We start from the raw sequence: 12,517 nt of genomic DNA on the forward strand, positions 1-12,517 counted from the left end.
TTATTCTTCAAAAACCTTAAATAACGAATCCCAGTCTATTTCATCATCAAATTGAGACAAACCTTTAAACGATTTTACTTTTGAAAGATCTTCAATCTTGAAATCGTCCTGTAATGCATACGGAACAAGGTTTTCATCCTGAAGTTTTATGGCAAGATATTCCTGTTCGTATTGTCCCGGAGTCGGTATAAAAAAAGCTTTTTTGCCCAATTTGGCTAAATCCATAACAGTTGTATATCCGGAACGGCACAAAACCAAATCACTTTCGTTGAAGGTTTGCTCTAATTGTTTTGAATTCATGAAATTGTAATACGTAACATTTCCTGATTCCAGTTTTGTTTGGTCTTTTTCAACAACCCCTTTTACAAAAACAACTTTACCTTCATAACGAACAATTTCTTCTTTTAATTTTTCTTCCAAATACGTACGTTGCGGTTCAGGTCCCGAAAGAATAATCATTAAATCATACAGTTTTGTAGTTTCCTTTTTACGCATTCTGCTCAAAGGACCAATATATTTTAAGTTTAAATGATTCGTTTTTAGATGACCTAATTCGCCCGTTAAGTTTACAGTGTCATTCGTATCAGGAATCCAGCATTCTGAATATTTTTTTATAATATGTTGATGGCATTTACTGGTAAACCAAGTGGTGTTTCCCGTCATTACATTCAATTGATGAGTCATAAATACAGAAGGGATTTTTCTGCTGAAAACACCCAATCGATTGTCTGAAATAATACCGTCGATTCCGTGTTTTTTAATCCACGAATTCACCATTTTTTTCTCATCTAAAATTGCCGTAATCATTTTAGGCAAATTTTTGATCAGTTTCCATTTGAAGTTTTTGCCATTTTTAGCATATTCAATATGATAAGATGGCAATTCTAAAGTTTGTATGTATGGAAATTCTTTTCGTAATAAAGCCAATGCAATACCGTCAGAAGCGATTATCGGAATATAATTATTTTCCTGAAGCGCCTTAATTATTGGGATACATCTTGTAGCATGGCCAAGTCCCCAGTTTAACGGAGCAATTAATATAGTTTTATTCGCAGAATATTCAATGCTCATAGTGTAACGCTTTTTGAAACGAAGATAGAGAAATATGTTTTTGGTGTTATTTCGGACATATTACTAAATTATTAACTCTATATTCAATGTAAAGTCTCGTTTTTCAGTTAAAAGATTTAAATAACATTAGAATTTTTTACTCAAAGTTATTTGTATGTTAACTGCTAAATGGCTTTTGAGAGGCTCAGAAACAAAAAAAGGAACTAGTAACAGTTCCTTTTATATAATGATTTGTTCTATTTTAATCCTGAATATAAGTCTTGTTTCCGTTTTTATTAATGTAATACTTTCCACCTTTTGGTCCCGTATACACCTTTTTTCCGTTGTATTCTCCGGTAACTTTATCAGCCACTTTTGGAGCTTTTTCTGTCGTTTCCTTCAAAGATTTTGCTGTTGATTTTTTAGTTGCAGTCCCATCTTTCAATGCTTTTGCTTTTGTATCCGCAGCTTTTGCTTCCGTTTTCTTTACATCTGCTTTTGTGCTTTCAGCCTTAGCTTCTCTTTTTGCTTTTGCAGCATCGCTTTTCTTTTTTGCTGCTTCGGTTGTTGCTTTTCCTGATGCATCACTAGCTTCTTTTGCCGCTTTTTTAGCTTTTGCAGCTTCTTTTTTTGCGTCTGTGGCCTCTTTTTCAGCAGCAGCTTTTTTCTTTTTAGCAGCAGCAGTTTCGGTTTTCTCTTTAGTTGTTTTTGTTGTTTCCTGCGCGTAAAAATTACTTGATAAAACAATCATAAAACAAAGCATTAATAATTTTTTCATAGTTTTCGAGATTAAAAATTTCAATTAAAAATAATCAATTTATTGTAATGTTTTTCGCAGGAAGTTAAAAATACGCGCGAAGCTGAACATTACCCGTATGAACCGTTTTTCCAGTTTCACTTTTTCGTCCCTGATAATTCAAATTCACATCTAAAAACTGCGTGATGTTCTTCTGTAAAAGCAATTTCCATACTAAATTTTGTCCCGCCTGAAGCCCTTCCAGCATCTGAAATCCTACCGATGAAAATTCATTTCCGTCAAACTTATTTTCATAAAAAGAAAACTCACCATTCACCGTTACTTTTTTATCTCCCGCATACGAGAAAGAAGTTCCAAGGCGATTTTGTTCTAAAGTTTCAAAATTTCCAATCTGGTTTTTCTTGTTTTGCAATTCATAAAAGAAATCCAGACTCGTGTTTTTCGAAAACAAATAACTGATTTTTGGTGCAATTTGATACCCTTCCAAATCATAATTCTTCTCTGTAAAATCTTCAGAAACCAAATTTGTTTTTATTATTTTGGTAAAGAAATTGAACAACCAGCTTTTTTGATACAAATGTGTATACTGTAATTGATGCGAATTATTAGTGACATTTTGAGACCCGATCGAAAGCAGATTTTTTCCTTTATTAATAAGGTAAGAATACGTTACGGAATGTTTCTGTTTTCCACGATTATAATATAAACTGTTTCTGAAACTCGAGTTCAGTCCCAAAACATTTTCTTCAGAAGAACTAAACGGATTCAGCTCTAAACGATCGCCATCACTTTTTACCTTTCGGTCCATAATAAACGAAGTCTGATTGTAAAAATATGAAGCCACTTTTTTAAAACCCGTTTTATTTTGCCATTGCAACGGATTCAGTGTAACCGATTGTGAAAATTTATTTTGATTGGTTTTAATATAAATCTGATTCGGTAAAAAGATTCTAATAAACTTCGCCTGATCCGGAAAAGGAGCAACTTCAAACTCTTCCAATTCCTGAATTCCGTTGCCGTTATAATCATTCCAGGTATAAACACCTTGTCCGGTTGGTACTTCGATATATGTAAATTCCTGTTGCGCAATAGTTCCTGAACTCGTTTCGTAAGCCGTTCCTATTTGCATAAACTGATTAAAAAATCGGTCGTTGTATAGAATTCTCGAATTTAATGAAGGCTCATTTTTACGCGAAACATCCGTAAAATTTAAAGTTCGATAACTGGCATAAACCGCCAGATCTGTTTTTTTATTCTGGATCAGTTTCGATTTCAAAACATACATTTTAGAATCGTTTACATGTTGCAGCAAACCATTTTGCAAACTGTCGTTGCGACGTTGTAAGTAACCCAATTCTACAAAAACTTTGGTACTGTCGCCACGGCCAACAAAAACTCCATATTCTGAAAATCTCTGGCTCAAGGCCGAAAACTGGTTCGTAACTTTATCTTTTTCCTGGTTATCTTCGATCTGAATACTACCGCCAACCCAGTTTTTACCGAAATGATATTTGGTTTTGGCTAAATTCCGAATAAATTTTGAAGTAGAATTTGTAGCATCCGTATTTAAAAAACTTCCCTGATTTTGAATCGTCCATTTATTCAATTTAAAAAAAGCATTTGCTGTATGTCTTGATCCTGAATAACTTTCGGTAAAATCTAATTTCTCAAATTGGTACGTAAACAAACCAATATTCGAAGTTTCTTTTTTCGAAAATAAATCAAAATTTAGTCCTGTAACCAACAAACTCTGATTGCCCAGAAGTGTTGTGTTTAAATTCCAATCCCGATTAAATTCAATATTATACAAACGTTCTACAGATCTAAAATCTTTCTGCACAAACTGATAATTGGCAAAACCATCTAAAGTCCAGTCTCTCGTAAAAAGACGTTTTTTAATGTTGGTTTTAACAGCAATTCCGTCATTATTAGAATCATCAATCTTAGAAAATGAATTGAGATCGTTGTTGCTCATTGCGATTTCAAAATCGATCAACGTTTTTTTATTCGGATTGTATTTTCCTAAAAAAGTAGCAACCTGAATTTTTATTGGTGCAACGAGTTTTACAATTGGTTCGTAATTTCCCTGCAAAACACCATTTACAGGCGCAACATATTCGTAAATACGTTCGACAGAATTATTGTTTTGAATGATGTAATTCCCAAGATTATTGCCAACAAGACTAAACTTTACATTGTATAAAACATCAGTAGGAACATTCGAATATTCATAAACATCAACCGAATTGAGAAGGATTTTTTTATACAAAATCTTTTTATCAGCGTAAGCCTCTTCATAAGCAGAAGGCGCCACCATTAAATTTTGATCGTCTCCTGCCTGACTTAAAAGCTGAACCTGATCTTTAGAAAGATTTTGTTGCAGAGGCTGGTTTTTTAAATCATTTTCAGAATACAAATAACCACCAAAACTCCAGTTTTTATTCTCGTGCGTTGCGCCGGCGTACGTAACCATTCGGTTATAATTTCTTTCAGAATATTGATATTCAATAGAAATACGCATTTCAGAAGTAATTGTAAAAAGCGATGTAAAAACAATTTCACCGGCATTGTAATCAATAACATAATCGTTGTTTTCGCCACGTTTCAGCAAAACGCCATTTACATAAACACGCTCAGAACCTGAAATAACCAGAACATACAATTCTCCGTTTTGGCCTTTCAATTTATACGGGCCCTGATTGCCTTCCTGACCTGTAAAAGTACTTTTGGCATATTGTCCCTTTACAAAAGCAACCGATGCAAAAACATTGGTTTTACTCTCCTCTGTATCAAAATCAACACTTGTCGAAAGTCCCTGAACTTTTTTATTGAAATTCAGGAATTGTGTTTTCCGGTTTTCTAAAAACACATCGCCTGCGCGGATGTTCCAGTCATCGCTAAAAAGTTCCATAAAAATATTATCAAACTGATCCAGCTTTTGCGAATAACCGCCATCCTGCAACGGAATATTACTGTCCTGAAGTGAAGCCCGTAAACTCACTTTATCAGATATTTTTCCTGTAATCTGAAGATCTAAATTTGAATTTAAAACCGTATTCTGATTGTTTCCAACTGTTACGCCTCGCGTAATGCTTCCGGAAGTATTTAAACCATCAAACGGAGTGACTTTTTTAGCATTGGCGTTTTCAAGTTTGTATAATTTCTCCGTTCCAACATCATTACTCACAACCTGGCTTTCATTGTAAATTCCGTATTCTTTCGTTATGAAATCAGGATATCTTAAATAATTGACAATTAAAGTATCAGAAGCAACATTGAATTTTTCATTTAAAAGTAAAGTTCCTTTTTGAAAATCGATTTTATAAAAAGTAGAATCGACTGGTTCGTTACGTGAATTTAAAAGCTCGAAAAAACTCGAATTAATACTGAATTTTTCAAGGTGAATTGTGTCTCGCGTTGCAATTACTTTTTTGGTTTGATACGATGATTCCGTTTCCTGAGCCTGAAGACCAGAAAACCAAATAAGCACCGTAAAAAACAGTAATTTTTTCAACATAAGGATTGTAACTCTGAAAAGCCAAAAGTAGTATTTATAATTGGTAAATTTTGAGGCTTATAAGAAAACAGACATTGAACAAAGCGAGAATAATAGAGCGAGATAGCTAATTTAAAAAAGATAAAATAATTATTTGCGAATTGCTTTTTTATAGAATATTTCTTACGTTTATAATGTTTAAATTTTAGATATGAACATTATTATAGGAAATAAACTAAAACACTTGCGCAAAGCCAAAAATCTCTCGCAAGAACAGGCAGCTGATTTTTATGCATTTCAAATTCTGCTTATGCCCGAATGGAACGCGGAGAAAGTACTTCGTGGGCCAATCATTTTACTAAAATCTGTGAAGTGTTTGAAATAAATCCGGAAGATTTGGTGAAAAGAGACTGGATGCCTTCGCTCTATGAAAATTTGGTAAACGAAGAAAATTTAACAGAAAATGAAACAATCCGTATTTATAAAAAAATAAAACAATATGAATTGCAGATTGAAGATCTAAAAAACATAATTAGCCATTTAAATAAAGGCAAAAACTAAAAAAGAAAGGCCTCGCCAATCAGCGAAGCCTTTCTTAAATATATTTGAATTGTATAATTAACTTATAAAGAAGATTTAGTTAATCTCTTTAGTAACAATTTGCATTGTTTCACGGCTTACTTGTTTAAGCAAAACAGCTTTGTTTTCTTCGACCGTTTGTGCGGCATTTTCTGTAAAATGGCGAATCGTGTACAAAGTCACATTTTCGCTATAATCTACTTTGAATTTTTTCGAAAGAATCGCATTCAAGTCATTGAAATTTTCAAACTTATCTTCTACACAAACAGAAAAACTAATAGCAGAATTCTGAATTAAGTTTACTTTGATTTTAAATTCATGAAACAAAGCAAAAATCTCGCTGATATTTTCCTCCATAATAAAAGAGAAATCTATAGACGAAAGCGAAATCAATAACTGGTTTCTTTTTACAATAAAACACGGATATTGCGGTTCTAAATCGACACCTTTAGAAACACAAGTTCCTTTTAATAACGGGTTGATAAACGATTTTACGTATAACGGAATTTCTTTTTTCTGCAAAGGCTGTAACGTTTTTGGGTGAATAACCGTCGCGCCGTAGAAAGCCAATTCGATAGCTTCACGATACGAAATTTGGTTTAGCAAACTCGCATTTTCAAAATAGCGCGGATCGGCATTCATAACTCCGGGAACGTCTTTCCAGATGGTTACGCTTTCGGCATTTAAGCAATACGCAAAAATTCCCGCCGTATAGTCAGAACCTTCACGGCCTAAAGTTGTAGTGAAATTATTTTCGTCAGCACCTAAAAATCCTTGTGTGATATTTAATGTTTTTCTAGGAACATTTTTACTGATAAGTTGTTGCGTTGTTTCCCAATCTACTTCTGCATCTCTGTAGTTTGCATTGGTTTTAATGAAATTACGAACATCCAGCCAGTGTGTTTTAATGCCACTAAAATTCATAAAATGACTTAAAATTGTAGTCGAAATCAATTCTCCAAAACTTACAATCTGGTCGTACACAAAATTATAATTTGGCGATTTATTGTGCGCCAGGAAATATTCTAATTCAGAAAACTGCTCTTTTACAGCAGTAAAAACAGCGTGTTTTTCATCATCAAATAAATCCATTATTATTTGATTGTGATATTTTTTAATTTCCTGTACAGATGAATTTAACTCTGCCGGTTTATCAAAATAATTCTTGATAACAACCTCAAGAGCATTTGTGGTTTTCCCCATTGCCGAAACGACTAAAATCACATCTTCATAACCCACTTTTTGTAAAACGTCGTATACGTTTCTAATTCCTTCAGCATCTTTTACCGATGCACCACCAAATTTAAATACTCTCATTTTTAATTTTAGATTTTTAATTTTAGATTTCAGATTGAATGAAATCAAGTATTCCCTTATGTTTTTTTGCCACGAATTCCACTAATTTTCACCAATTAATTCGCGCCAATTAGTGGAATTCGTGGCAAAATATATATTTTATAATTTCTCCAGAAAAGAGTTAATCCCAGCTTCGTCCATTTGTACAACTTGCCAGCCTTGAAGGATTTTTGCTCCTGAATTTTCGTAGAATTTTACAGCCGGCGTATTCCAGTCGAGAACATTCCATTCTACTCTTCGAACATTATCTCTTTTTCCCTGTTTCATGATTTCAGCATAAAGTGCAGATCCTAAACCAGTACCGCGCATTTTTTCTTTCACTATTAAATCTTCAAGATGAATCGTTTTTCCTTTCCAGGTAGAGTAGCGGTAATAATAAAGTGCAATTCCTACAATTTCTTTTTCAAGTTCTGCAACAAAAACATGAAACAAAGGTTTTTCACCAAAACCATCCCGAACCAGATCAGCTTCTGTTATAACAACTGCTTCAGGTTCTTTTTCGAATATTGCCAGTTCTTGTATTAACCCCAAAACGGCTTTCATGTCTTCGGGATTTCCTTTTCTAATATTCATATATTACAGTAATTATTTTTTGTTATATGTTGACTTTTTTCTTTTGCAATGCGTCTGTTTAACACAGAAGATTTTAAAAAAGGCAATTTCCTATATTCTTATTATTAATCAGTTATTAGCTAAATATGTATTTTTTTATGCAATATTTTCAGCTTTAATTAGCAAATATACAATAGTGGCAAACTAACGAAATAATTTTTAAACCATTCTCACAAAAAAAACGATATTTGTGACTTAAAATTAAAACTACAACGATATAGTAATGGAAGAACGCAATAAAACACTAGGAGAGTTTATTATTGAGAACCAAAAAGCATTTCAGTATTCGTCGGGAGAGCTTTCCCGAATTATCAACTCTATACGTTTGGCAGCCAAGGTTGTAAACTATAAAGTAAACAAAGCCGGATTGGTGGATATTATTGGCGCTGCCGGCGAGCAAAATATTCAGGGAGAAGACCAGCAAAAATTAGATGTGTATGCCAACGAAGTATTTATCCAGACGTTAATAAACCGTGAGATTGTCTGTGGAATTGCTTCGGAAGAAAATGACGAATTTATTACTGTCAAGGGGAGCGACAACAGTAATAATAACAAATATGTCATTTTAATGGATCCGCTTGACGGCTCGTCTAATATTGATGTGAATGTTTCTCTTGGAACTATTTTTTCGGTTTTTAGAAGAATTACACCAATTGGAACTCCGGTTACAAGTGAAGATTTTCTACAGCCCGGAATTAATCAGGTGGCGGCAGGTTATGTAATTTACGGAACTTCGACAATGTTGGTGTATACAACAGGACACGGTGTAAACGGATTTACGTTAAATCCGGCAATCGGAACATTTTATCTTTCACATCCGAATATGACATTCCCGAAAGACGGACATATTTATTCGGTAAACGAAGGAAATTATGTGCATTTTCCGCAAGGCGTAAAAAACTACATAAAATATTGTCAGCGCGAAGAAGAAGACAGACCTTATACTTCAAGATATATCGGAAGTCTGGTTTCTGATTTTCATAGAAATATGATCAAAGGCGGAATTTATTTATATCCAACGAGTTCAAAAGCACCAAAAGGAAAATTACGTTTATTGTACGAATGTAATCCAATGGCTTTTATTGCAGAACAGGCAGGCGGAAAAGCAACAGACGGTTTTGGAAGAATTATGGAAATCCAGCCAACTGAATTGCACGAAAGAGTTCCGTTTTTCTGTGGAAGTTATAATATGGTCGAAAAAGCGGAGCAATTTATGGCGGAGGCACAATAACAAAAATAATTTCACCATTAAGAGAGTAAGTAAAATTAAGTTTTTAGCCTTAATGAATCTTAATATCTTAATGGTAATATCAAAAAAAAAAGCTCCAATTAAGGAGCTTTTTTTTATTTATGCATATGTTGCATTTCGTAAACAAAAGTGTCTGCATCTACTTTTTTATCTACTAATGATAATGCTTTTGCTATGATATAATTTACGTTGCTTGGCGTAAAACCTAAAGCAATTCCTAATTTTCTTAACATTACTTCCTGCTGATCTTCTAAATGGTGATCTACATGTACCATTCTCGTTAAATCGTATAAACGCTCTAAGCGCTGAACGTGTAAATAAGGCGGGTTAATTGGGTATTTTAAAGGATCGTTAAGAATTTCTTCGTATTCAGTCTCTGAAATTTCTAAACGTGAAGCTAATTTATCCAAGAAACTTTTTTCTTCAGGATGCACTACGCCGTCTGCTAAAGCTACACGAACAATAGCTGAAAAGTGACCTTTGTTTCTTTGTTTGAATTCGCTATCGAATAAATCTGAAAATGACATAATTATAGAGTTTTTTATCACGCAAATATAAATCTTATTTTAAATTATTAATTTTAATTTTCTCATAAAATTTAACTTATTTTTCTGCGTTGATTTAATATCGGGGTTTCTTTAATTTTCAAAATTAATCGTAAGTTTACAACCCCTTAATCAATTAATACCATTTTACCTATGTCAGAATTTTGGATTTATTTTCAGATAGGATTAAAGCACGTTTTAGATATTCACGCTTACGATCACGTTCTTTTTTTAATCGCATTAACAGTTCCGTACACCTTTAAAGACTGGAAACGCATTTTGCTTTTGGTTTCTGTTTTTACAATTGGACATACTTTGGCTTTATTGCTTTCTGTTTTTGGAATCGTTGCCGTAAAAGTAAGCCTTGTTGAGTTTTTAATTCCCATTACAATCTTAATAACCGCTTTTTATCATCTCTTTACAGCAGGAAAAGCAGCTAAAAATGATGGTTTGAATCTGATATTCTTCGTAACCTTGTTTTTTGGAATTATTCACGGACTTGGATTCTCAAATTATTTTAAGACTATTTTGGGAGGTTCAGCAACATCAAAATTAGTACCTTTAGGGGAATTTGCATTAGGGATTGAAGCCGCACAAATCGTGGTGGTTTTTGTAGTTTTAGTGCTATCATATATAGTACAAACCGTATTTCGTTTTTCAAAACGCGATTGGGCACTTGTAATGTCGGCTTTTATAGTTGGAGTTGTTATTCCGATGATTGTAGAAAGCCCTATTTGGAACAGATAAATTAAATGGAAGTAAAAAAATTAAACAAATACGATAAAGCGTATCTTCGAATTGCAAAAGAATGGAGTTTGCTCTCGTATTGCAAACGTAAACAAGTGGGCGCGATTATTGTAAAAGACAGAATGATTATTTCTGACGGATACAACGGTACGCCATCAGGATTTGAAAATTGCTGCGAAGACGAAGAAGGATTAACACGCTGGGACGTTTTGCATGCCGAGGCCAATGCAATCTTAAAAGTAGCCCGCTCAACACAATCCTGCGAAGGAGCCACGTTGTATATTACACTTTCGCCTTGCAAGGAATGCAGTAAATTGATACATCAGTCCGGAATAAAAAGAGTAGTGTATCAGGATGGTTATCGTGACGACTCAGGAATTCAGTTTTTAATAAAAGCAGGTATTGAAGTCGAGCATATTCCTGTTTTAGAAGAATAATGAAATTTAATTCAACATATTTACCCATAGTTATAGGAGCAACCTTTGCTCTTGGCACAGTTCTCGGAAGCATGATGAATGCTCCTGCAGATGAGCAGCTTTTGGCTAAAAACAGTTCGAAAACCAAACTAAATAAACTTATCGATTTCATCAACAATGAATATGTTGACAATGTCAATACAGACTCTATTGTAAATCTTACCGTAGATAATATTCTGTCAAAATTAGATCCGCATTCCGTTTATATTCCGCCAAGCGAACAAGCCGAAGTTGCCGAAAGCATGAAAGGAGATTTTGTGGGAATCGGAATTAATTTTTATATGTACCGCGATTCTGTGGCCATTATCAGGCCGGTTGAAAATGGTCCTTCGGCGAAAGCCGGATTAAAATCAGGAGACCGAATTCTATTTGCCGGAAAAACGAAATTGTTCGGGCGAAAATTACCTTCAGATAGTTTGTTTTCAAAATTGAAAGGAATAAAAGGTTCTGAAATTGAACTAACGGTTTTTAGAAAATCAGAACAAAAGAAACTTAAGTTTAAAATAAAAAGAGATGTGATTCCGCTAAAAAGTGTTGATGCTTCTTTATTAATTGATAATAAAACAGGTTACATCAAAATAAATCGTTTTGCCGAAACAACTTTTAATGAATTCAAAACAGGTTTAGCAAGATTAAAACAAAAAGGAATTCAATCATTAGTAGTCGATCTTCGGGACAATGGCGGCGGTTATATGGAAGAAGCTATAGCTATCGCTGATGAGTTTCTAAGAGACAAGCAGCTAATTGTTTTTACAAAAAATAAAAACGGAACGACAGATAAAACATACGCAACCAAAAGCGGAGGTTTTGAAACCGGGAAATTGTATGTTTTAATTAATGAAAATAGCGCATCGGCAAGTGAGATTTTAGCCGGAGCGATTCAGGATAACGATCGCGGAACTATTGTTGGACGTCGTTCTTTTGGAAAAGGTTTAGTACAGCGCGAAATGGATTTTAATGACGGTTCTGCCGTAAGACTTACAGTCGCAAGATATTACACACCAACCGGAAGATCAATTCAAAAACCCTATACAAAAGGCAACGAAGAATATTATAAAGAATCTGAAGATCGTATTAAATCTGGAGAACTTTATGCAAAAGACAGTATAAAAGTTGCTGATTCTTTGAAATTTAAAACACCAAAAGGAAGAATTGTTTACGGTGGCGGTGGAATTGTTCCGGATGTTTTTGTACCAATGGAAGCTGAGCACGGAAACGAGAATGTGGCTTATCTGTTGCAAACCGGAATCGTTGGTCATTTTGTTTTTGAAGAACTGGATAAAAACAGAAATACTTTTGCAGAACTTCATTTTAATGAATTTTTAGCGAAGATGAAAAATTCAGATGTTTACTTTAAAAAATTCAAAAACTACATTCTATTAGCTGGTTTAGATTTAAAATTAGATCACACAAAAGCTTTGGTTAATAGATATATTACTGCAGAATTTGCCCGCCAACTATATGGCGAATTATATTATTATGATGTTGTCTTGAAGGATGACGCTATGATTAAGGCAGTTACAAATTCAAAGAAATAATAATAATTTTTTAAAATATAATGTAACGAATCTGGTATAAAACTTGATTACTTTGCAGTATAATTAAATAATAAATCGTTGCTACCTTTATATAAATCTGAGTTAGCATTGC

Annotated in this window: 11 protein-coding genes; 5 read left to right on the top strand and 6 right to left on the bottom strand. The window is 33.7% G+C overall.

Annotated features, from left to right (window positions below; all coding sequences use genetic code 11):
• The 3 genes from EV143_RS03485 to EV143_RS03495 all read right to left on the bottom strand — a co-directional run bounded on the left by EV143_RS03485 (position 1) and on the right by EV143_RS03495 (position 5,324).
• Positions 1-1,071 (bottom strand): glycosyltransferase, encoded by a 1,071-nt coding sequence (locus EV143_RS03485; protein ID WP_133506579.1) that lies wholly within the window; start codon positions 1,069-1,071, stop codon positions 1-3.
• Between the two features lie 241 nt (positions 1,072-1,312).
• Positions 1,313-1,828 (bottom strand): hypothetical protein, encoded by a 516-nt coding sequence (locus tag EV143_RS03490; RefSeq protein WP_133506580.1) that lies wholly within the window; start codon positions 1,826-1,828, stop codon positions 1,313-1,315.
• 64 nt (positions 1,829-1,892) lie between these two features.
• Positions 1,893-5,324, bottom strand: a complete 3,432-nt coding sequence (locus tag EV143_RS03495) for a hypothetical protein (protein ID WP_133506581.1) — start codon at positions 5,322-5,324, stop codon at positions 1,893-1,895.
• 297 nt (positions 5,325-5,621) lie between these two features.
• On the opposite strand from EV143_RS03495, the gene EV143_RS03500 reads away from it, so the two are divergent.
• Complete coding sequence (locus EV143_RS03500) at positions 5,622-5,864, top strand: hypothetical protein (RefSeq protein WP_133506582.1); 243 nt, start codon at positions 5,622-5,624, stop codon at positions 5,862-5,864.
• A gap of 75 nt (positions 5,865-5,939) precedes the next feature.
• On the opposite strand, the gene EV143_RS03505 is transcribed toward EV143_RS03500, so the two are convergent.
• A complete protein-coding gene (locus tag EV143_RS03505) occupies positions 5,940-7,199 on the bottom strand; it encodes an aspartate kinase (RefSeq protein ID WP_133506583.1) in 1,260 nt (419 codons plus the stop codon).
• A gap of 138 nt (positions 7,200-7,337) precedes the next feature.
• A complete protein-coding gene (locus EV143_RS03510; protein WP_133506584.1) occupies positions 7,338-7,811 on the bottom strand; it encodes a GNAT family N-acetyltransferase in 474 nt (157 codons plus the stop codon).
• 262 nt (positions 7,812-8,073) lie between these two features.
• On the opposite strand from EV143_RS03510, the gene fbp reads away from it, so the two are divergent.
• Complete coding sequence (gene fbp, locus EV143_RS03515; RefSeq protein WP_133506585.1) at positions 8,074-9,081, top strand: class 1 fructose-bisphosphatase; 1,008 nt, start codon at positions 8,074-8,076, stop codon at positions 9,079-9,081.
• Positions 9,082-9,194: 113 nt separating this feature from the next.
• Here the strand turns inward: fbp and EV143_RS03520 are convergent, their stop codons facing one another.
• The gene (locus EV143_RS03520; RefSeq protein WP_029270629.1) at positions 9,195-9,626 is read right to left on the bottom strand and encodes a tellurite resistance TerB family protein; all 432 of its coding nucleotides are present in this window, start codon (positions 9,624-9,626) and stop codon (positions 9,195-9,197) included.
• A 171-nt stretch (positions 9,627-9,797) separates the two neighbouring features.
• On the opposite strand from EV143_RS03520, the gene EV143_RS03525 reads away from it, so the two are divergent.
• The 3 genes from EV143_RS03525 to EV143_RS03535 are packed head-to-tail and all read left to right on the top strand — an operon-like array spanning position 9,798 to position 12,405.
• Complete coding sequence (locus tag EV143_RS03525) at positions 9,798-10,391, top strand: HupE/UreJ family protein (protein ID WP_133506586.1); 594 nt, start codon at positions 9,798-9,800, stop codon at positions 10,389-10,391.
• Between the two features lie 5 nt (positions 10,392-10,396).
• The gene (locus EV143_RS03530; RefSeq protein WP_053472503.1) at positions 10,397-10,828 is read left to right on the top strand and encodes a deoxycytidylate deaminase; all 432 of its coding nucleotides are present in this window, start codon (positions 10,397-10,399) and stop codon (positions 10,826-10,828) included.
• On the top strand, positions 10,828-12,405 hold the full coding sequence (locus EV143_RS03535; protein WP_133506587.1) for a S41 family peptidase: 1,578 nt from the start codon (positions 10,828-10,830) through the stop codon (positions 12,403-12,405). Before EV143_RS03530 ends, EV143_RS03535 begins: the two co-directional genes overlap by 1 nt.
• Positions 12,406-12,517 lie beyond the last annotated feature (112 nt).

The sequence above is a fragment of the Flavobacterium chryseum genome (assembly GCF_004362015.1).
Classification (GTDB): domain Bacteria; phylum Bacteroidota; class Bacteroidia; order Flavobacteriales; family Flavobacteriaceae; genus Flavobacterium.